The following is a 19,032-nucleotide window of genomic DNA, read 5'->3' as shown; positions in this document are numbered from 1 at the left end:
CCCCCCCCCCCCCCCCCCCCCCCCCCCCCCCCCCCCCCCCCCCCCCCCGCCTCCCCCCCCCCCCCCCCCCCCCCCCCCCCCCCCCCCCCCCGGGCCACGTCAGTCGGCGATCGGCAGGTACACCCGGTTCCCGCTCGCCGCGAACTCCTTCGACTTCCGCAGCATCCCCTCGGCGACCTCCTCGGGCGACGCTCCCTCGGCCACGTCACCGCCGAACCGCTCCGCGATGCTCTGGCTGATCTTCATCGAGCAGAACTTCGGCCCGCACATCGAGCAGAAGTGGGCGGTCTTGGCAGGCTCCGCCGGCAGCGTCTCGTCGTGGAACTCCCGTGCCGTGTCCGGGTCGAGGGCCAGGTTGAACTGGTCCTCCCACCGGAACTCGAAGCGGGCGTCGGACAGCGCGTCGTCCCACTCCTGCGCACCCGGGTGCCCCTTGGCGAGGTCGGCCGCGTGGGCGGCGATCTTGTAGGTGATGACACCGGTCTTCACGTCGTCACGGTTGGGCAGGCCCAGGTGTTCCTTGGGCGTGACGTAGCAGAGCATGGCCGTGCCCCACCAGGCGATCATCGCGGCGCCGATGCCGGAGGTGATGTGGTCGTAGGCCGGCGCGACGTCCGTCGTCAGCGGGCCGAGCGTGTAGAAGGGGGCTTCCTCGCAGATCTCCTGCTGAAGATCGATGTTCTCCTTGATCTTGTGCATCGGGACGTGTCCCGGGCCTTCGATCATGGTCTGGACGTGGAAGCGCTTCGCGATCCGGTTGAGCTCCCCGAGCGTGCGCAACTCCGCGAACTGCGCCTCGTCGTTGGCGTCCGCGATCGAACCCGGCCGGAGGCCGTCACCCAGCGAGTACGTGACGTCATAGGCGGCGAGGATCTCGCAGAGTTCCTCGAAGTTCTCGTACAGGAAGTTCTCCTTGTGGTGCGCGAGGCACCACGCGGCCATGATCGAGCCGCCGCGCGAGACGATGCCGGTCTTGCGGTTCGCCGTCAGCGGCACGTACGGCAGGCGCACCCCCGCGTGCACCGTCATGTAGTCGACGCCCTGCTCGGCCTGCTCGATGACGGTGTCCTTGTAGATCTCCCAGGTCAGTTCCTCGGCCTTGCCGTCGACCTTCTCCAGTGCCTGATACAGCGGCACCGTGCCGATGGGCACGGGGGAGTTGCGCAGCACCCACTCGCGGGTGGTGTGGATGTTGCGGCCGGTGGAGAGGTCCATGACCGTGTCGGCGCCCCAGCGGGTCGCCCAGGTCATCTTCTCGACCTCCTCCTCGATGGAGGAGGTGACCGCGGAATTGCCGATGTTGGCGTTGACCTTCACCAGGAACCGCTTGCCGATGATCATCGGCTCGATCTCCGGGTGGTTGACGTTCGCGGGCAGCACCGCGCGCCCCGCCGCGATCTCCTCACGGACCACCTCGGGGGAGACGTTCTCCCGGATCGCCACGTACTCCATCTCCGGCGTGATCTCGCCCCGGCGCGCGTACGCGAGCTGGGTGACCGCCTCGCCGTCCCGGCCGCGGCGCGGCTGGCGCGGCCGCCCCGGGAAGACAGCGTCGAGATTGCGCAGTCCGCCGCGCGGCGAGGTGTGCTTGATCCCGTCGTCCTCGGGTCGAACGGGGCGGCCCGTGTACTCCTCGGTGTCGCCGCGGGCGACGATCCAGGTCTCCCGCAGCGGCGGCAGACCCCTGCGGACATCGGTGTCGAGGAGTGGATCCGTGTACGGGCCCGATGTGTCGTACAGCGTGACCGACTGCCCGTTGGTGAGATGCACTTGACGGACCGGCACCCGCAGATCGGGGCGTGAGCCCTCGACGTACGCCTTGTGCCAGCCGATGGTTTTCCCGGCCTCCCCGTCGAACTGGTCGGAGGCAGGCGTGCGTGCGTCCTCGTTGGTCATGAGACCTACTCCCTACGCCGGCATTACCCGGTAACAGGTTCGGCGGTCGACGCAGCGGTTTCCGTCGGACGACGTTCCGTGCGCAACGTCACTCGACTCGGGTGACGTTCCACGTGAAACATCGCTGGGACGGAGGTCAGCGCCCTCTCAGCCCGGTGCTCCGAGCTCCCGCGTGTACAAAAGGTGACTCCACGCTAGCGGCAACCCGGGCGCGGTGAACAGAGGCCCCCCACCGTCCTTGCGATGATCTGGCGGTGACCACGACACCGCAGCACCCGTTTCCGCCACCCGACCCGCCGCCCGGTCCGCCCCCCGGTCCGCCACACCGGCACGACGGCGGTCACGGCCGTGGAGACGGGCACGATCACGGGCAGGGCCACGATCACGGGCATGGGCATGGGCATGGGCACGATCACTGGCATGAGCCCGGGCACGGCCACCGGTCGGGGGACGGGGGCGCAGGCGCAGGCGGACACGGTCACTCGCACAGCCACGGCCCCGCCGCGCCCGTCTCCCGGCATCTGCGCAAGGTCATCGCCGCGATCCTGATCCCCTTCGCCACGGCCGTGCTGGTCGGGCTCGCGGTGCTGTGGCCCGGCGGCGCCCCGTCGCACGAGCGCACCGGCGTCGGGTTCGACCGGCAGACCCAGCAGGCGACGGTCACCGAGGTGGTGGGCGTGAGCTGCAAGTCGGTGAACGCCTCGGGCGACACCCCCACCGGCGATACGTCCACCGCCGAGGGCTCCTCGGCCCAGCAGCAGGCGAACGGCACCTGCCACAGGGCCACCATCCGCGTCGACACCGGCAAGGACAAGGGCCGCACGTTCACCGAGATCGTGCAGCCGGACCAGTCGCGGCAACTGCGGCAGGGACAGAAGGTCGTGGTCGCCTACGAGCCCTCGGCGCCCAAGGATCTGCAGTACGCGGTCACCGACGTGGACCGCGGGTTCCCCATGGCCCTGCTCGCCGGCGTCTTCGCGCTGGCCGTCGTGGTGGTGGGCCGGATGCGGGGCGTCATGGCGCTGGTCGCGCTGGCCGTGAGCTTCCTGGTGCTGACCCTCTTCATCCTTCCGGCGATCCTGGAGGGCTCGAATCCGCTGGTCGTGGCGGTGGTCGGGGCCAGCGCCATCATGCTGATCGCCCTGTACATGTGTCACGGCCTGTCGGCCCGTACGTCCGTGGCGGTCCTGGGCACGCTGCTCTCGCTGCTGCTGATCGGCGTCCTGGGCTCGGTGTTCATCGGATGGGCCGCGCTCACCGGCAACACGGACGACAACACCGGTCTGATCCACGGCCTGTATCCGTCCATCGACATGAGCGGTCTGCTGCTGGCCGGCGTCATCATCGGCTCCCTCGGCGTCCTCGACGACGTGACGGTCACGCAGACCTCGGCCGTGTGGGAACTGCACGAGGCCAACCCCTCGATGGGCCGACGCGGGCTGTACCGCGCGGGCATCCGGATCGGCCGCGATCACATCGCGTCGGTCGTCAACACGCTCGTCCTCGCCTACGCGGGCGCCGCGCTGCCGTTGCTGCTGCTCTTCTCGATCGCGCAGAGCAGCGTGGGGACCGTCGCCAACAGCGAGTTGGTCGCGGAGGAGATCGTGCGCACGCTGGTGGGCTCGATCGGGCTGGTCGCCTCGGTACCGGTCACCACGGCTCTCGCCGCCGTGGTCGTCTCCGCGGACCGTCGGGAACCGGAGGGTGCCTCGGCCGGCGCCGCTCCGGTCCAGGCACGCTCCGGCACGGGGAGGGGCAGGCGACGCAAGCGCTGAGGCCAGGCCGGACGGCCGCAGGGCTACCGGGCCGACGGTGGCCGCGTGAGCCCGCGAGGTCCCACCGAGGTCCCGCGTGAGCCCGCGAGGTCCCGTGAGAGCCCGTGAGAGCCCTCGTGGGCCACTAGCCGGCCCCGGAGGGCGTGCGGCTGCCGTTCCCCCGACCCACGCCGAGGAGAAGCGTTCCTGCACGGCGCCCTGGCCCATGTCGAAGCGTTCCGCCGGCTCGATGCGTGCTCCCGCCGCCGTACCGCTTCAGCCCGCGCTCTGTTCCGCCAGGATGCGGTCCAGCGCCTCGTCGAGGTGGGCGTCGAAGTCGGCGAGCGAACCTTCCTGGCCGAGCGGCACCAGTTTGTCGGTGCGGTCGAGGAAGGCGATGAGCGGCGCCGTCGACGAGCGGAACAGGGCATGGTCGCGGCCGACCTGGAGCCGGATCAGCACGTCGCTCAGCGACTCCGGGTCGGCGGGCGAGATGCGGACATCGCCGTCACCGCAGGGCCGTCCCACCCCGTCGATCATCAGCTCCCGGCCGAACGCCCAGGTCACCGGGGCGTCACCCGGCAGATGGAAGGTCAGCCGCACGGCGTAGGGATCGTACGTCTCGTAACGCAGCTCCACCGGGATGCGGAAGGAGAGCTCCTCGGACACGAGAAAGCTCATCATGACCTCTGCCTGTACGGACTCGCGCATCGCCTACCCCGTCTTGTGACGCCGACTGGCCGGGAATGATCCCCTGACTCTGCAGGCATCTTGCTCAACGTGTACACCAGATCACAAGGAGTGAGTTTTCAGATACTGATAGACAGGCCCAGAGACCTCAGCAACCGGCCCACTTCGTTCTGCAGTTGCCGCGCGGCCGACTCCAGCCGGTCGACCTGATGGCACGGCATCGATACGGCCATCGTCGCGGCGATCGTGCCCACGGTGACCGGAATCGCCGCGCAGACCGTGCCGAGGGCGTACTCCTGCTGTTCCGTCACCGGCTCCCTGCGGCCGTTGCGTTCCAGCCGGTGGAGCAGGGCCTGGTTGTCGCGCACCGTGTACGGGGTGATGGCCCGCACGGGGTAGCGCTCGAGGTGGTCGCGACGGTCCTGCTCGTCCAGCTGGGCGAGCAGGCACTGGCCGATCGCGTGCGCGTGCCCGGTCTCGCGGAAGTCGGCCCACTCCTCCACCGCCGGGTTTCCCGGGCTGTCCGAGACGCACAGGATCTCGATCTCACCGTCCTGGTAGACGGCGTAGTACACGGGGGCGCCGATGGTGTCGTGCCAGTCGGCCAGCGCCTCGGCGACCGTGCTGCGACGTTTCTGCTCGGCTCCGCTGCCGCCCAGCCGTTCGGCCGCCTCCCCGAGGAAGAACAGGCCTCGGTCACGGCGCAGATAGCCCTCGTGCACCAGGGTGCGCAGCAGGTGGTAGGCGGTGGGCAGCGCCAGACCGGTCTCGCGGGCCAGTTGCTTGGCGGGGGCTCCCTGCTCGTGCTCGGCGACGCGTTCCAGCAGGCGCAGCGCGCGCTGGACGGACCCGATGAGGGTGCCCGACCGTGAGGGGGGTTCCGAGGGGGTCCGTGGGGACCGGGATGTGGTCCGTGGGGGCTGCGAGGGGGGTCGTCGAGGCTGTGCGGGCGTCCGTGGCACCTGCGAGGGCGTTCGCGGCGGCGGATGTGCCGTCGAGCCGTCCTGCTCGGCGGGTCCCGGCTGTTCCGGGGGCCGGATGCGGTGTGCGGAGGACAGCACGGCCGACCGGTCCGGAGCCGGTGGTGCGTGGGGGTCGGTGAGTGCGGTGTCTGCCGTGGCCAAAGGTCACTCCCGAAGCGCGAGGGGGGAGCCCGTGCGGGGGAACACGGGGGTGTGCGCCGTTCGCGGGGTGGCTCCCCGCGTCGAGTTCCGGACTCTAATTGCCCGCCACCGCTTGCGGACCGCCTGCCGGGAAAACTTCCCTCGCGCGAGGGAACCGGTGATTCCTGTTACCGCTCACCGGCTCCCGAGGCCCTCACCAGTCGCCGCGCGACGAGGAACTCGACGTGAACTTGCGCACCACGTAGACCAGTCCGCCCACCAGTGCGACGAAGACCAGCACCTTGAACAACAGCCCGATGATGAAGTGCAAGACGCTGACTATCAGCCCGCCGAACACGACCAGGGCGATGACCGGCACCGCTACCCACTTCACCCACCACGGCAGTCCCGCGAAGAACTCTCCCATCGTCCTGTCCTTGCCTCTCCGCCCACTGCCTCGAGCAGGGGCCCATCCGATCGATGTCCTGCTCTCGATGCTAGGACGGACAGGGGTGCCGACGGGGGGCTCGCGCCCCTCGTCCTCCCCTGACTGATCCCCTAGGGAACCCCGAGACGACGGTCAGCCTTCCGACGGGTCGGCCTCCCGGCCGGTCGGCTCTCCGGCGGATCAGCTCTCCGGCGGGGAGAACACCACCAGCACCCGCAGGTCCTCGCTGATGTGGTGGAACTTGTGGGCGACTCCGGCCGGCACGTACACCACGCTGCCGCGCGCCACCTCCGTGGTCTCCAGGCCGACGGTGATCGACGCGCGGCCGCTCACCACGAAGTAGACCTCGTCCTGGCGGTGCGGCTGCTGCGGATCGTGCTCGCCGGCGTCGAGCGCGTACAGGCCGACCGACATGTTCCGCTCGCGAAGAAACTGCAGGTAGGCGCCCTCGTTGGCGGCGCGCTCCGCCTCCAGTTCGTCCAGCCGGAATGCCTTCATCGCGCTTGCCGTCCTCATCACACTGCTCGTATTCGATCCTGTCTGCCACGATCAGACACATGAAGAATTTCGTAGTCAAGACGATCGCCAACGCGGGTGCCCTGGCGGTCGCCGTCTGGCTGCTCGACAAGATCACCCTCACGGGGGACAGCACGGGCAAGAAGGCCGGCACCCTGATAGTGGTAGCGCTCCTCTTCGGCCTGGTGAACTGGCTGGTCAAGCCGGTCCTGAACCTCCTCAGCCTGCCCCTGCTCATCCTGACGCTCGGCCTGTTCACCCTGGTCGTCAACGCTCTGATGCTGCTGCTGACCTCGTGGCTGGCCGACGGGCTCGACCTCAGCTTCCACGTCGAGGGCTTCTGGACCGCCGTCCTCGGCGGCCTGATCATCTCGATCGTCTCCTGGGCGCTCCACGTCGTCCTGCCCGACGAGGACTGAGCGTGCGATGACCTACCGCGTCTGCTTCGTCTGCACCGGCAACATCTGCCGCTCCCCGATGGCCGAGGCCGTCTTCCGCGCCCGCCTGGCGGAGGCCGGGCTCGACGGCCTGGTCGAGGCCGAGAGCGCCGGGACCGGCGGCTGGCACGAGGGCGAGGGCGCCGACCCGCGCGCCGTCGCCGTCCTCGAGGACAACGGTTATGCGAACGCCCACATCGCCCGCCGGTTCCAGCCGTCCTGGTTCGACCGGTTCGACCTCGTCGTGGCCCTCGACTCCAGCCACCTCACGGCCCTGCGCCGCCTCGCCTCCGCTCCGGAGGACGCGGCGAAGGTGCGGCTGCTGCGCGCGTACGCCCACCCGTCGCCCGACCTCCGACCCTCGGCGAGCGGATCGCCCGCGCCTTCCGATGAGGCCGGCGAGGCCGGCGAGGACCTCGACGTGCCCGACCCGTACTACGGGGGCAGGGACGGCTTCGAGGAGTGCCTGGCGATGGTGGAGACGGCGTGCGAGGGTCTGCTGGTCGCGGTGCGCGAGCACCTGGAAGGACGCGCGGCATGAACGGTTCCGGCACGGGCGCGTCCGGCGGCGGAGAGGGCACGCGTGCGGTTCGGGCCGGGCTGCCCGAGCCGGTGAAGTACGAGCCGACCCTGCCCGGTCCGGTGTTCGCCGCCCACTTCCATCTGCCGGGCGACCCGACCGGCCCGTACACCTACGGCCGTGACGAGAACCCGACCTGGACGCTGCTGGAGCGGGCCGTCGGCGAGCTGGAGGCGCCCGGTCAGGACGGGGTGGAGACGCTCGCGTTCGCCTCCGGGATGGCCGCGATCTCGTCGGTGCTGTTCTCCCAGCTGCGCGCCGGGGACACGGTCGTCCTGCCCAGCGACGGCTACCAGGCGCTGCCCCTGGTGCGCGCCCAGCTGGAGGCGTACGGCATCGGGGTGCGCACCGCGCCGACCGGGAACGACGCCCAGCTCGACGTCCTCGACGGCGCGCGGCTGGTGTGGCTCGAGACCCCCTCCAACCCCGGGCTCGACGTGTGCGACGTCCGGCGCCTGACCGAGGCCGCACACGCGCGTGGCGCCCTGGTCGCGGTCGACAACACGCTCGCGACGCCGCTGGGGCAGCGCCCGCTGGAGCTCGGTGCCGACTTCTCGGTGGCCAGCGGCACCAAGCAGCTCACCGGGCACGGGGACGTGCTGCTGGGCTACGTCGTCGGCCGCGACGCCGCGGCCATGACCGCGGTCCGGCGCTGGCGCAAGATCGTCGGCGCGATCCCGGGGCCCATGGAGGCCTGGCTCGCGCACCGTTCGCTCGCCACGCTCCAGCTGCGGGTGGACCGGCAGTGTGCCACGGCCCTGGCGGTCGCGGAGGCCCTGCGGGAGCAGCCGGAGGTGAGCGGGCTGCGCTATCCCGGGCTGCCCGGAGATCCCTCGCACGCCGTCGCCTCCCGTCAGATGCGCCGTTACGGATGCGTGGTCTCCTTCACGCTGCCCACGCGCGCTCGGGCCGAGCGGTTCCTTGAGGCGCTCCGGCTCGTGGACGAGGCGACGAGTTTCGGCGGGGTACGGTCCACGGCCGAGCGGCGCGGACGCTGGGGCGGGGACGCGGTGCCGGAGGGTTTCATCCGCCTGTCGGTCGGGGCCGAGGACCCGGAGGACCTGGTGGCGGACGTGCTGCGTGCGGTGCGGGAGTCGGCGGGGTGACCGCGTCCCGGGCGCCCCGCCGACATCCCGGCGGCGTCCGCGGCGGACGGCGGACGGCGGACGGTCCGAGCCTCCCCCCTCGTGGCTCGGACCGTCCTCGGTTCCGCGCGCGAAGAACCGCGCCAACAAGGCTAGTTGACTCTGTGTCAGTGTCCAATCACCGTAGCGACAGAGACCTATCGACATATTTATAGTTGGGCCCTGCCTCCAGGCCGGGAGAAGGGCAGGGAAAGAGGAGGACAGGCCATGGATCTGGCCTTGCTGCGCACCTTCGTGACCGTGCACCGGGCCGGCTCCTTCACCCGCGCCGCCGCGCTGCTCGGTCTGTCGCAGCCGGCCGTGACCTCCCAGATCCGCACCCTGGAAAGGCAGCTGGGCCGCCCCTTGTTCCTGCGGCAGGCCCGCGGAGTGACGCCGACGACCATCGGCGACGAACTCGCGCACAAGGCGGCTCCGCATCTCGACGCCCTGGTCGAGATCGCCGAGACCGGACTCGACGACGAGTCCTCCCTGCGCAGCCTGCATCTCGCCGGGCCGCCCGAATTCACCGCCGAACGCGCGCTGCCCGCCCTCACCGAACTGATCGGCGAGGACGGTCAGGGGTTCGCGTTGCGTTCCTCCTTCGGCACCGCCGAGGAAGTCCTGGAAGGGCTGGCCGCCGGGCATCACGATCTGGCCATCAGCACGGCCCGCCCGCGCGGCGCGCTGCTCACGGCGACCGCGCTGTGCGACGAGGAGCACGTCCTGGTCGCCGCCCCGGGCCGGGCCGAGCAGACGGGCGCCGAGGCCGCCCGCCGCACCGGGGCGCCCGCGCTGAAGGACGTCCCCGTGATCGAGGTGCACGAGTCACTGCCCTTCGTCTCCCGCTACTGGGCCTCCGTCTTCGACTCCCGTCCCGCCGCCCCCGGCACGATCATCGTCCCCGACCTGCGCGCGGTCCTCGCCTGCGCCGTCGCGGGCGCGGGGCTGGCGGTGCTGCCCCGCTATCTGTGCGAGGCGGCTCTGGAACGCGGTGACGTCGTCGCCCTGCACGAACCGGCGGTGCCTCCGCTGCGGACCTACTTCCTGGCCGTCCGGACGGGCACGCTGGCGATGCCGCACATCGCACGGGCCCACGAGTGGCTGCTGCGGGCCGCGGCGGACTGGTGCTGAGCAGAGCCGCCCCAGGCGTCACCCGGTGGGCTCGCCCGGTGACGATATGCGATGTTTCACGTGGAACCATATGGGCCACATTTCTCCCATGACCGTCCGACCCGTGGTCAAGCGCACCGCCCGTGCCGTCCTGCTGGACGGTGACGACCTGATCCTGATCAAGCGCACAAAGCCTTGTGTGGACCCCTACTGGGTCACCCCCGGTGGCGGGGTGGAGCCCGGGGACACGACCGTCGTCGACGCCCTGCACCGCGAGGTGTTCGAGGAACTCGGCGCCAAGGTCACCGACGTGGTGCCCTGCTTCGTCGACACCGTCGAGCACATCGGCGAGGACGGCGGCGCCACCGGCGTGAAGGTGCAGCACTTCTTCGTCTGCCGCCTGGAGTCCATGGACACCTCCCTGCGGCACGGCCCGGAGGTGGACGAGCCCGCCGGCGAATACGAGATCGTCCGTGTGCCGTTCACCCGCGTCGGGATCGCCTCCGTCCATCTCGTCCCGCTGTCGCTGCGGCACTATCTGGACGGCAACATCGAGGGCGTACGCGCCATGCACGCCCCTGACCTCGGCTGACGTCAGGTACCCCGGCACGCCTCACACGCTGGATCGCCACACTCCCACCGGATCCACCGGCTCACCGAACGGCGGAAAGTGGTGGACGCCGAGGGGGCCCGTCGGACAGCCTGGCCCGCGTGCCGACTCTTTCCCTCCCCGCTCTGCCCATCCGCCGGCTGACGCTCCGCGATCTCGACTCCTGCGCCGACCTGTCCGAGGATCGGGGGTGGCCGCGCGAGGAGCACAAGTGGGGTCTCCTCCTCACCGCCGGAAAGGCGTACGGCATCGACGACCCCGGCGGCGGTCTCGTCACCGCCTGCGTCGTCACCGAGTACGGGCCGCAGGACCGGCCTGAGCTGGGCGCCGTCGGCATGGTGCTGGTGGCCCGACGGCACGCCCGCCGAGGCGTGGGCCGCCGGCTGATGAGGCACGTCGTCACCACCATGGGCGCCACCCCGTTGACCCTGCACGCGACCCCGAACGGCCGTCCGTTGTACGAGGAACTCGGCTTCAAGGTCACCGGCCGGGCCGAGATGCTGTGCGGGCGCTTCACGCCCGGCGGGCCGGTGCCCGAGGTGACCACCCGCGCCGCCACCGCGGAGGACCTCATCGCGATCCTGCGGCTCGACGCGGAGGTGTTCGGCGCCGACCGCACGCACCTCATCACGCGCCTGCCGGCCTTCGCCGACCAGATCCGGGTGGCCGAGGAGAACGGACGGCTCATCGGGTACGCGGCCGCCTGGCCCAACATGGACACCCATGTCGTCGGACCGCTGATCGCCCGCGACACCGAGACGGCCACGGCACTCATCGCCTCCCTCGCCGCACACACCGACCGCCCCCTGCGCACCGACATCGACGTACGGCACGAGACGCTGCTGGCATGGGTGAAGGCACGGGGGCTGGCGCCCGTCGCCTTCAACGCGGTCATGACTCACGGCATCCCGGACCTGCCCGGCGACTGGACCCGGCGCTTCGCTCCGCTGACGGTGGCGGCGGGCTGAGCCGGCCCGGCCGCCGGCAGCGCGGCCGCATAGGGTGCTGCCCATGGGAGACCTCGCTATACGGCCCGCCACGGCGGACGACGTGCCCGCGATCGTCGCGATGCTGGCCGACGACCCTCTGGGCGCCCGGCGTGAGTCGCCGGACGACCTGAGCCCGTACCTGGCGGCCCTGGACCGCCTCGCGTCCGACCCACACCAGCATCTGGTCGTCGCCGAACGCGAGGGCCGGGTCGTCGGCACTCTCCAGCTCACGATCGTTCCGGGACTGTCCCGACGCGGCGCCACCCGGTCGATCATCGAAGCGGTGCGCATCCACGCCGACGAGCGGGGCGGCGGACTGGGCACCCTGCTCATCGAGTGGGCGATCGACCGGTCCCGCCGCCTGGGCTGCCAGTTGGTGCAGCTGACGTCGGACAGGACACGCGCCGACGCCCACCGGTTCTACGAGCGACTGGGATTTGAACCCTCCCATCTGGGCTTCAAGCTCCAGCTCTGAACCCGCACCGAAACGGACGGGGCGTCTTGTTTCACGTGAAACAGGACACCCCCGCACGTGCCACGCCCGGTCCCAGGGCCGATCAGCCGTCAGCTGATGCCCCGCCACCCGTCCGGGTCCACTCCGCCGGGCACGGAAGCCTCCTCGTCGTACGGTCGGCGCGTGAACACGAACGATCCGAGGTCCAGATGGTCCACAGTCCCGTCCGGGCGCCGCACAGGCCTCAGGAGCTCGCCCGCGTAGTAGCCGTCGAGCCCGGTCCAGGTCCCGTCACCGTTCGCCCGGAAACGTGAGCGGCGGCCTCTTTCGGACAGCGGTTCCAGCGAGGCACCCCCGTCGGCGGTCAGCCGCAGGGCGAACGCCTGCGTCCCCCAGTACCAGGGTCGCGCCAGCTCCAGCGCCGCAGGGTCGACCTCCGGCAGCGGCCGCCACGGTTCCGGAATGCGCGGCTCGGCCTCCGCGACGATGGCCACGAGATCGGCTCCGACCTCCGACAGGTGAGGGCCGGACGTGCAGTTGGCCAGCACCACCGCCGCGACGTCGTCCTCCACACTGATGGTGAGGTTCGCCAGGAAGCCCGGCAGCGACCCGGAGTGCCCGACGAGCAACCGGCCGTCCCGGTGCTGGATCTGCAGCCCGAGCCCGTAGGCGGCACCGTCCACCACGTCCGCGGGTTCCGGCGGGGCTGCGGGAGTCCGCATCTCCCGTACCGTCTCCTCGCTCAGCACCCGGTCGTCGCCGCGCGCCAGAAAGGCGGCGAACCGCACCAAATCACCGGTGGTGGACCACAGTTGTCCCGCGGGCGCCATCCGTCCGAGGTTCTCGGACGGCTCCGGCAGCAGGGCGTCGGCCCAGGGATGGACGGCCCAGCCTCTCGCGTGGGGAGACCTCGGCTGCACGGTCGTACGGTCCAGGCCCAGGGGCTGGAGCACTTCACGTCGTAGCACCTCCTCCCACGGAGCCCCCCGCAGCTTTTCGACGAGCGTGCCCAGCACCGTGTAGCCGGGATTGGAGTAGTGGAAGCGGCGGCCCACCGGATGCAGCAGAGGCTGCTCGCCGAGGACGTCGGCGAGTTCGGGACGCAGCGACCCCGGGGTGCGCTCCCACCACGGGGCGGGCGACTCCGCGGCCAGCCCGCCGGTGTGGGCGAGGAGATCCGCGATCGTGGCCTCCCCCACCCCCGTGCCGGGCAGGTGCTTCTCCAGCGGATCGGCGAGGCCGAGCAGGCCCTCGTCGCGCAGCCGCAGCACCAGGACGGCCGTGAAGGTCTTGGTGATCGAGCCGATGCGGTACTGCACGTCCTCGTCGGGACCGTGCCCTTCCACCGAGGTGCGCGCGCCGTGCCATACGGCCCGCCCGTCCCGTACCACCGCCGCGGCCAGCGAGGGCGCACGCCCCTCGGCCTGGGCCACGGCGATCCGGTGCACAAGTGCCCGGCGCGTGCCGGGGAGCAGGTCGAACTGAGATGTCGTCATGCCCCCAGTCCATCCTGCGGCACACCCGGCAGTCGACCTCATTGTCTCCGGGCACCCCCCGTGGCGCGGATGCAGGGTCTCGCCACGGATGACATGTCGATCTCCTGTGACCTGCGAGCTCATATCGCGCATCGATGAGTCTCCCGCGCCGCGCCGGTCTGTACGTGTGAGACCGACTCACGGAAGGCTGGCGCCATGCGGAAACTGATCTACGGCATGAACGTGACCCTGGACGGCTACATCGCCGCGCCCGGCGACGACATCGGCTGGAGCGTGCCGAGCGGCGAGCTGTTCCAGTTCTGGTCCGACCAGTTGGAGGCGACCGACCTGTCGCTGTACGGGTGCAAGCTGTGGCAGACGATGAGCTCCCACTGGCCGACCGCCGACCAGCGGCCCGACGCCACCCCGGCGGAGATCGAGTTCGCGCGCCGCTGGCGGGACATGTCGAAGGTGGTGTTCTCCTCGACGATCGACAAGGTCGACTGGAACACCCGCCTGGTCACCGGCGACGCGGTCGCCGAGATCACCCGGCTCAAGGCGGAGGGCGGCGGCCCGATGGCCGTCGGCGGTGCGACGCTCGCCGGGGCGGCCATGCGGGCCGGGCTGATCGACGAGTACGTGCTGGCCACCGCGCCGGTCCTGGTGGGCGGCGGCACGCCGTTCTTCACCGCGCTGGACAGCTGGGTGAACCTGAACCTGGTCGAGACGCGGACGCTTCCCTGCGGCGTGATCCTGACCAGGTACGAGACGAGGCGCTGAGCTCAGTCCACGGATGTAGGTTCCCATTTCACCGTCAGCTCTTGTGACCTGCGGCTTTGCGCACCGTTCCAGCATCGTGTCAGTGCCGGATTCCCATGGTGCGTGTCATTTTCCTCGGCTCACGGGCCCAGAGGCGTCTGCGCGCGGGCGCCAGCCGCATGTTGGTGAGCGCGGACGAAGGTGGAGTCGACCGAGATGTCCCAGTCGATCTCATCTGCCGCGTCGGCAGCGGCCTGGGCCTGCTGGAGCAGAAGCTCCCACGTTCCGTCCCCGGACGAAAAATCCCACGGGCTGTACAGGTCCTGCTTTGCCATGCTTATCGCCGGGTCCAGGGCTGGGCGCCGAATGATGTTCACGAAGACATCGGGGGCGTCGCTGTTGTCCCCAGACGTGTATGCGTACTCAACGATGAGGGAGAACGGTATGGAGCCATTAGAACTCCGCCGAGCAGTTGCGGCAGGACGGGCGACGGCTTCGGAGCTGGGCCTTCAGGTCGACGATGCCATCGTCATCCACAACTCGGACCGCGTCGCGCTGCACCTGGTCCCTTGCGATGTTCTCGCTCGGGTCGCGCCCTCAGGGCATCTGGCTGGTTCCGAGTTCGAAGTGGAGGTTGCTCACCGTCTCGCCGACGTCGACGCACCGGTGGCTGAGCTCGATCCTCGGGTCGAGCCCCGAGTCCATGTGCGTGATGCCTTCGCCATCTCGCTCTGGACCTACTACGAACCTGTGGGATCAGAGATCGCGCCGGCCGACTATGCAGACGTACTCATGCGGCACCATGTCGCCCTGCGCCAGATCGATCTGGACGCACCGCATTTCACCGATCGAGTCGCCGCGGCGCTGAGAGAGATGAACGACCGGGAACGATCCCCGGAGCTACCTGATTCTGACCGGGAACTCCTCAGCAACACACTCAGTGGGCTGAGCGCCACGATCAGCCGCGAGCAAACCGGCGACCAGCTGTTGCACGGCGAGCCGCATCCGGGCAACCTCCTCAACACGAGGAGAGGGCCGCTTTTCGTAGACCTCGCCACATGCTGCCGTGGGCCGATCGAGTTCGACCTCGCCCATGCCCCCGAAGAAGTGGGAGAGCACTATGCGGGGGCTGACCACGGCCTGATTCAGCGGTGCCGCGCCCTGAACTGGGCGATGTTCTCGGCCTGGCGCTGGCGCCGAGACGACCAAATGCCTGATCGTGGCCACTGGAGAGTGGAGGGACTCAACCGGGTTCGTGCTGCACTCGATCGCTGCGCACTGGGCTGAACTGGAGGCAAAGGGCAGGGTATTCCGGTGCGGTACCGGTAGATGATCCCTTCGACGACGCGACGGTGATCGGCGAACGGGCGCCCTGCCTTTCCCGTGTTCCGGGAAAGGCAGGGCGCCAGGCGAACCCACTGCTCGTCGGTCAGCGGGCGCATGCGCCCGCTCGTGGTCACCGAGGCTGGTAGGCGGTGGCCAGCACGGAGACGGTGACCTCATCAGGCAGGAGGTCGTCATCGTTGAGGTCTGCACGGCTCAGATGGCGTGCGCTCGGCGTCATCGCCACCAGATCCAGGGCATCCAGCCTGGTCAAGGTTGCGGCGTACTCGACTTGTTCGGTGACGGTGCCCTCGAAGAATGGGGCCAGCGCCCGGTGCAGGCGCTGTTCCTTGGCTGGGTCGATCGCGACCATCGCAGGCAGCCTGCCGCGTAGCTCGGCGAGGTGCCGCCCGGTGGGACGGACCACGATCAACCGGCCGGTCGGACGCAGCACGCGGTGGAACTCGGCCGGGTTGCGCGGGGCGAACACGTCCAGCACGACATCTGCCACCCCGTCGGCCAGGGGGAAGGGGCGGAAGACGTCCCAGGCCACCGCGGCGGCTCGGTCGTGGGCTCGGGCCGCCGAGCGCAGTGCGCGCACCGACGTGTCCAGCCCCAGACCACGGGCGCCTGGCAACTGGTCGAGTACGCCGGCCAGGTAGTAGCCGGTGCCGCACCCCACGTCCACAACCGTGGCCTTCTCGCGGAAGGCCTGTGCCCACCGGCGCGTCGACCGGGCGGACACCCGCAGTTCCGCTGCCTTGGCCTCATACCTGGCATGCAGCGGCAGGCCAGGAGCGTACTGAGGCCGTGGCTCGCCAGGCCGCGGGAGGTCCTCGCTGCCGGAGCGGTAGCCCGTCAGCATCTCCCGGACATGCTCGGCCCGCTCCAGGACTTCCTTCTTCTCCTCCTTGGTCAGCCGGTTCAGCACCACGGCCGCGACGTCCTCGTCATCGGCAGACGACGGCCCCGATCCGTCGTGGATCAACTCGGCGCGATCCGAAGTCAGCAACTCACGCAGCGACATCCGGGCCAGCCGGTCGCGTCCGTCCTTGAGGATGACCTCCATGCCCGTAGCCATGCTGGCGAACTCCACGACTTCGACCGTCTCGCCGTCCAGCCGGAAGTGCGTCCCGACGCCCAGTTTCGCCCCCGCCCCACTCATGCGGCCCTCCGCAGCACGTGCCCCGCGCTCAGCGGCCGGTCCAGCGCGGTCATCACATGCCCGGACCACAGCAGGTGCAGTACCGCCGACTTCACCAGCGGCCGGGGACGCTCGGGCAGCAGCCGGAAGGCATCGCCCAGCAACATCCCGTCCAGATCCACGGCCTGCAAGGCCGCCACCAGGTCAGGGTCGAAGAGCCAGGCGCGACGGTAGCCGGCCAGGAACCGGACGTTTTCCAACACGTGCGGATCCGACTCGCTCCACACCTCGTACCGCCACCCGCGCGACATAACCGCCTCCCGCGTCCAGGTGAACGTGAAGGCGACCTCCGGCTTCTGAAGCCGATGGCGCGGCTTGACGTCCACGACCAGCGGGCCGTCGTCCGTCAGCAGCAGATAGTCCGGGAGTGCTTGCGGACCTCGCCGTCCAGGTCGGCCTTGAGCAGGAAGGGCTGGGCGACGATGTGCCGCACCTCCTGAGCGAAGTCGGCGAACAGCAGCCTCCCCAGCTCCAGCCTCGACTCGTAGATCACGTGATCGCCCACGGTGGCCGACCAATACGTGCCGGAATAGTGCTGCTGCCCCTTGTACCAGCGGAACGTCCGCCACGGCCGGGCCTCTCGAAGCAGCCCGAGCGGCACCGATGGCCAGTGCAGGTCCTCCACCACGGCCTCGTCACCGCGCCGGACACTCAGTCGTACCGGCACGGCCACCGCTGTACCCATCGGACCACCTACCCCGCGTTTCCCGAAGCGGCCCATCAGCCGCCAAACGCTGGGGGCCTGCCCCGGCAAGACGTGATGACGACTACTGGGGAGGTCCTGTACACGAACTGGGGAACTGCTCGTTCACGGAGCATGATTTCCATCCCCGTGGCCTATTGGCCACGCAGTGGCCATCGCTGATGGAAAGTGGCCACGGAATCTGGAAACCTACAACGGACGGATCAGGTCTGCGCCATGTCCACGAACCGCGAGTAGTGGCCCTGGAACGCGACCGTGATCGTCGCCGTCGGGCCGTTACGGTGCTTGGCCACGATCAGGTCGGCCTCGCCCGCGCGCGGCGACTCCTTCTCGTAGGCGTCCTCGCGGTGCAGCAGGATCACCATGTCGGCGTCCTGCTCGATGGATCCGGACTCACGCAGGTCGGAGACCATCGGCTTCTTGTCGGTGCGCTGCTCGGGACCACGGTTGAGCTGTGAGAGCGCGATCACCGGGATCTCCAGCTCCTTGGCGAGCAGCTTGAGGTTACGGGACATGTCCGAGACCTCCTGCTGACGGCTCTCGGCGCGCTTGGAACCGCCGGACTGCATCAGCTGCAGGTAGTCGATGACGACGAGCCTGATGTCGTTGCGCTGCTTCAGCCGACGGCACTTGGCGCGGATCTCCATCATCGACAGGTTCGGGGAGTCGTCGATGAAGAGCGGGGCCGCGGAGACGTCCGGCATGCGGCGGGCCAGGCGGGTCCAGTCCTCGTCGGTCATCGTGCCGGAGCGCATGTGGTGCAGGGCGACGCGGGCCTCGGCGGAGAGCAGACGCATCGCGATCTCGTTGCGGCCCATCTCGAGGGAGAAGATGACGCTCGGCAGGTTGTGCTTGATCGACGCGGCCCGCGCGAAGTCCAGAGCGAGGGTGGACTTGCCCATGGCGGGACGGGCGGCGATGACGATCATCTGGCCCGGGTGCAGGCCGTTGGTGAGCGAGTCGAAGTCGGTGAAACCGGTGGGCACGCCGGTCATCTCGCCGCTGCGGGAGCCGATCGCCTCGATCTCGTCGAGCGCGCCCTCCATGATGTCGCCGAGCGGGAGGTAGTCCTCGCTGGTGCGCTGCTCGGTGACGGCGTAGATCTCGGCCTGGGCGCGGTTGACGATCTCGTCGACGTCGTCGTCGGCCGCGTATCCCATCTGGGTGATGCGGGTGCCCGCCTCGACCAGGCGGCGCAGCACGGCACGCTCGTGGACGATCTCCGCGTAGTACTCGGCGTTCGCCGCGGTCGGCACCGTCTGGACGAGGGTGTGCAGGTAGGAGGCGCCGCCGACCTTGTTGATCTCGCCGCGCTTGGTGAGTTCGGCGGCGATCGTGATCGGGTCGGCCGGCTCGCCCTTGGCATAGATGTCGAGGATCGCCTGGAAGATCGTCTCGTGGGCGGGCTTGTAGAAGTCGTGGCCCTTGAGGATTTCGACGACGTCCGCGATGGCGTCCTTGGACAGGAGCATGCCACCGAGGACGGACTGCTCGGCGTCGAGGTCCTGGGGCGGTACTCGCTCGAAGGAGGTACCGCCGCCGTCCCACACACCGTTGTCCCGGCCGCGGTCGTGCTGCTCGTCCCGGCCTCGTCCCCCATCGCCACGCCGACGGGAGGCGGGCAGACGATCACTGGGACCGCTGTCGGCCCACGGATCGTCCAAGGGCTCGGAAATGCTCACCGAGCCACCTCCTCCCGTCCGCGGAGCGGACCTCGCCGTGCCCCTCATTTCTACGGCACGGCACTGACAACTGAAGCGCCCAACTCCGGTTCAGAGACGTCGGTTTTGTGTCGGTATCACGGCCGACGAACGGAGCGGGCGCCGGACCACGGTAGGCCCGCGGGCACCGTCA

The 19,032-nt window shown here is 69.9% G+C and carries 20 protein-coding genes and 2 pseudogenes; 10 read left to right on the top strand and 12 right to left on the bottom strand.

Features of this window, described 5'->3' with window-relative positions; genetic code table 11:
- Positions 1 to 99 precede the first annotated feature (99 nt).
- Positions 100 to 1,896, bottom strand: a complete 1,797-nt coding sequence (gene thiC / locus ACZ5GT_RS37435; protein ID WP_469035508.1) for a phosphomethylpyrimidine synthase ThiC — start codon at positions 1,894 to 1,896, stop codon at positions 100 to 102.
- Positions 1,897 to 2,150: 254 nt separating this feature from the next.
- Here thiC and ACZ5GT_RS37430 point away from each other — a divergent pair, with 254 nt between their 5' ends.
- The gene (locus ACZ5GT_RS37430; protein ID WP_469035506.1) at positions 2,151 to 3,671 is read left to right on the top strand and encodes a YibE/F family protein; all 1,521 of its coding nucleotides are present in this window, start codon (positions 2,151 to 2,153) and stop codon (positions 3,669 to 3,671) included.
- 255 nt (positions 3,672 to 3,926) lie between these two features.
- On the opposite strand, the gene ACZ5GT_RS37425 is transcribed toward ACZ5GT_RS37430, so the two are convergent.
- The 4 genes from ACZ5GT_RS37425 to ACZ5GT_RS37410 form a co-directional block, all read right to left on the bottom strand.
- On the bottom strand, positions 3,927 to 4,361 hold the full coding sequence (locus ACZ5GT_RS37425; protein WP_469035504.1) for an SsgA family sporulation/cell division regulator: 435 nt from the start codon (positions 4,359 to 4,361) through the stop codon (positions 3,927 to 3,929).
- Between the two features lie 98 nt (positions 4,362 to 4,459).
- Positions 4,460 to 5,194, bottom strand: coding sequence for an IclR family transcriptional regulator (locus tag ACZ5GT_RS37420; RefSeq protein WP_469035511.1), 735 nt, complete (start codon positions 5,192 to 5,194; stop codon positions 4,460 to 4,462).
- Positions 5,195 to 5,657: 463 nt separating this feature from the next.
- A complete protein-coding gene (locus ACZ5GT_RS37415; protein WP_469035501.1) occupies positions 5,658 to 5,870 on the bottom strand; it encodes a DUF5326 family protein in 213 nt (70 codons plus the stop codon).
- 201 nt (positions 5,871 to 6,071) lie between these two features.
- Positions 6,072 to 6,389, bottom strand: coding sequence for a cupin domain-containing protein (locus tag ACZ5GT_RS37410; protein WP_324790131.1), 318 nt, complete (start codon positions 6,387 to 6,389; stop codon positions 6,072 to 6,074).
- Between the two features lie 59 nt (positions 6,390 to 6,448).
- Between ACZ5GT_RS37410 and ACZ5GT_RS37405 the strand changes: the two genes are divergently transcribed.
- The 7 genes from ACZ5GT_RS37405 to ACZ5GT_RS37375 all read left to right on the top strand — a co-directional run bounded on the left by ACZ5GT_RS37405 (position 6,449) and on the right by ACZ5GT_RS37375 (position 11,735).
- The gene (locus ACZ5GT_RS37405; protein WP_469035499.1) at positions 6,449 to 6,826 is read left to right on the top strand and encodes a phage holin family protein; all 378 of its coding nucleotides are present in this window, start codon (positions 6,449 to 6,451) and stop codon (positions 6,824 to 6,826) included.
- 7 nt (positions 6,827 to 6,833) lie between these two features.
- Entirely contained in the window at positions 6,834 to 7,385 is a 552-nt protein-coding gene (locus tag ACZ5GT_RS37400) for a low molecular weight protein-tyrosine-phosphatase (protein ID WP_469035497.1), read from the top strand.
- Positions 7,382 to 8,530 (top strand): cystathionine gamma-lyase, encoded by a 1,149-nt coding sequence (locus ACZ5GT_RS37395; protein ID WP_469035495.1) that lies wholly within the window; start codon positions 7,382 to 7,384, stop codon positions 8,528 to 8,530. The genes ACZ5GT_RS37400 and ACZ5GT_RS37395 overlap by 4 nt, the downstream gene beginning before the upstream one ends.
- A gap of 246 nt (positions 8,531 to 8,776) precedes the next feature.
- A complete protein-coding gene (locus tag ACZ5GT_RS37390; RefSeq protein ID WP_469035493.1) occupies positions 8,777 to 9,682 on the top strand; it encodes a LysR family transcriptional regulator in 906 nt (301 codons plus the stop codon).
- 88 nt (positions 9,683 to 9,770) lie between these two features.
- On the top strand, positions 9,771 to 10,253 hold the full coding sequence (locus ACZ5GT_RS37385) for an NUDIX domain-containing protein (RefSeq protein ID WP_469035491.1): 483 nt from the start codon (positions 9,771 to 9,773) through the stop codon (positions 10,251 to 10,253).
- Positions 10,254 to 10,372: 119 nt separating this feature from the next.
- On the top strand, positions 10,373 to 11,239 hold the full coding sequence (locus ACZ5GT_RS37380) for a GNAT family N-acetyltransferase (protein WP_469035489.1): 867 nt from the start codon (positions 10,373 to 10,375) through the stop codon (positions 11,237 to 11,239).
- Between the two features lie 43 nt (positions 11,240 to 11,282).
- Entirely contained in the window at positions 11,283 to 11,735 is a 453-nt protein-coding gene (locus ACZ5GT_RS37375) for a GNAT family N-acetyltransferase (protein WP_469035487.1), read from the top strand.
- Positions 11,736 to 11,824: 89 nt separating this feature from the next.
- On the opposite strand, the gene ACZ5GT_RS37370 is transcribed toward ACZ5GT_RS37375, so the two are convergent.
- Positions 11,825 to 13,210, bottom strand: a complete 1,386-nt coding sequence (locus ACZ5GT_RS37370) for a serine hydrolase domain-containing protein (protein WP_469035485.1) — start codon at positions 13,208 to 13,210, stop codon at positions 11,825 to 11,827.
- 195 nt (positions 13,211 to 13,405) lie between these two features.
- On the opposite strand from ACZ5GT_RS37370, the gene ACZ5GT_RS37365 reads away from it, so the two are divergent.
- Positions 13,406 to 13,969 carry a dihydrofolate reductase family protein gene (locus ACZ5GT_RS37365; RefSeq protein ID WP_469035483.1) on the top strand — a complete coding sequence of 188 codons (564 nt, stop codon included), beginning with the start codon at positions 13,406 to 13,408 and terminating at the stop codon, positions 13,967 to 13,969.
- A 143-nt stretch (positions 13,970 to 14,112) separates the two neighbouring features.
- Here the strand turns inward: ACZ5GT_RS37365 and ACZ5GT_RS37360 are convergent.
- A pseudogene (locus ACZ5GT_RS37360) lies at positions 14,113 to 14,265 on the bottom strand (IS5 family transposase); the annotation flags it as partial.
- 127 nt (positions 14,266 to 14,392) lie between these two features.
- Here ACZ5GT_RS37360 and ACZ5GT_RS37355 point away from each other — a divergent pair.
- On the top strand, positions 14,393 to 15,235 hold the full coding sequence (locus ACZ5GT_RS37355; protein ID WP_469035481.1) for a phosphotransferase: 843 nt from the start codon (positions 14,393 to 14,395) through the stop codon (positions 15,233 to 15,235).
- A 17-nt stretch (positions 15,236 to 15,252) separates the two neighbouring features.
- Here the strand turns inward: ACZ5GT_RS37355 and ACZ5GT_RS37350 are convergent.
- The 5 genes and pseudogenes from ACZ5GT_RS37350 to dnaB form a co-directional block, all read right to left on the bottom strand.
- A pseudogene (locus ACZ5GT_RS37350) lies at positions 15,253 to 15,408 on the bottom strand (transposase); the annotation flags it as partial.
- Positions 15,405 to 16,436, bottom strand: a complete 1,032-nt coding sequence (locus tag ACZ5GT_RS37345; protein WP_469035479.1) for a methyltransferase domain-containing protein — start codon at positions 16,434 to 16,436, stop codon at positions 15,405 to 15,407. The gene ACZ5GT_RS37345 and the pseudogene ACZ5GT_RS37350, both read right to left, overlap by 4 nt.
- Positions 16,433 to 16,801, bottom strand: a complete 369-nt coding sequence (locus tag ACZ5GT_RS37340; RefSeq protein ID WP_469035477.1) for a hypothetical protein — start codon at positions 16,799 to 16,801, stop codon at positions 16,433 to 16,435. The genes ACZ5GT_RS37345 and ACZ5GT_RS37340 overlap by 4 nt, the downstream gene beginning before the upstream one ends.
- Before the next feature lie 20 nt (positions 16,802 to 16,821).
- Complete coding sequence (locus ACZ5GT_RS37335) at positions 16,822 to 17,160, bottom strand: hypothetical protein (RefSeq protein ID WP_469035474.1); 339 nt, start codon at positions 17,158 to 17,160, stop codon at positions 16,822 to 16,824.
- A 221-nt stretch (positions 17,161 to 17,381) separates the two neighbouring features.
- Positions 17,382 to 18,860: a replicative DNA helicase gene (gene dnaB, locus ACZ5GT_RS37330; RefSeq protein ID WP_469035471.1), complete on the bottom strand. Its 1,479-nt coding sequence runs from the start codon at positions 18,858 to 18,860 to the stop codon at positions 17,382 to 17,384.
- Positions 18,861 to 19,032: the final 172 nt, after the last annotated feature.

It is taken from the genome of Streptomyces sp. NPDC031340, from assembly GCF_055569945.1.
The sequence above is the reverse complement of the archived record's forward strand: the minus strand, read 5'-3'. Positions and strand labels throughout refer to the sequence as shown.

Coding starts and splice junctions, on each gene's coding strand:
- thiC (WP_469035508.1), bottom strand. CDS start 1,896: ATGACCAACGAGGACGCACGCACGCCTGCCTCCGACCAGTTCGACGGG.
- ACZ5GT_RS37425 (WP_469035504.1), bottom strand. CDS start 4,361: ATGCGCGAGTCCGTACAGGCAGAGGTCATGATGAGCTTTCTCGTGTCC.
- ACZ5GT_RS37415 (WP_469035501.1), bottom strand. CDS start 5,870: ATGGGAGAGTTCTTCGCGGGACTGCCGTGGTGGGTGAAGTGGGTAGCG.
- ACZ5GT_RS37410 (WP_324790131.1), bottom strand. CDS start 6,389: ATGAAGGCATTCCGGCTGGACGAACTGGAGGCGGAGCGCGCCGCCAAC.
- ACZ5GT_RS37405 (WP_469035499.1), top strand. CDS start 6,449: ATGAAGAATTTCGTAGTCAAGACGATCGCCAACGCGGGTGCCCTGGCG.
- ACZ5GT_RS37400 (WP_469035497.1), top strand. CDS start 6,834: ATGACCTACCGCGTCTGCTTCGTCTGCACCGGCAACATCTGCCGCTCC.
- ACZ5GT_RS37395 (WP_469035495.1), top strand. CDS start 7,382: ATGAACGGTTCCGGCACGGGCGCGTCCGGCGGCGGAGAGGGCACGCGT.
- ACZ5GT_RS37390 (WP_469035493.1), top strand. CDS start 8,777: ATGGATCTGGCCTTGCTGCGCACCTTCGTGACCGTGCACCGGGCCGGC.
- ACZ5GT_RS37385 (WP_469035491.1), top strand. CDS start 9,771: ATGACCGTCCGACCCGTGGTCAAGCGCACCGCCCGTGCCGTCCTGCTG.
- ACZ5GT_RS37375 (WP_469035487.1), top strand. CDS start 11,283: ATGGGAGACCTCGCTATACGGCCCGCCACGGCGGACGACGTGCCCGCG.
- ACZ5GT_RS37370 (WP_469035485.1), bottom strand. CDS start 13,210: ATGACGACATCTCAGTTCGACCTGCTCCCCGGCACGCGCCGGGCACTT.
- ACZ5GT_RS37365 (WP_469035483.1), top strand. CDS start 13,406: ATGCGGAAACTGATCTACGGCATGAACGTGACCCTGGACGGCTACATC.
- ACZ5GT_RS37355 (WP_469035481.1), top strand. CDS start 14,393: ATGGAGCCATTAGAACTCCGCCGAGCAGTTGCGGCAGGACGGGCGACG.
- ACZ5GT_RS37345 (WP_469035479.1), bottom strand. CDS start 16,436: ATGAGTGGGGCGGGGGCGAAACTGGGCGTCGGGACGCACTTCCGGCTG.
- ACZ5GT_RS37335 (WP_469035474.1), bottom strand. CDS start 17,160: ATGGGTACAGCGGTGGCCGTGCCGGTACGACTGAGTGTCCGGCGCGGT.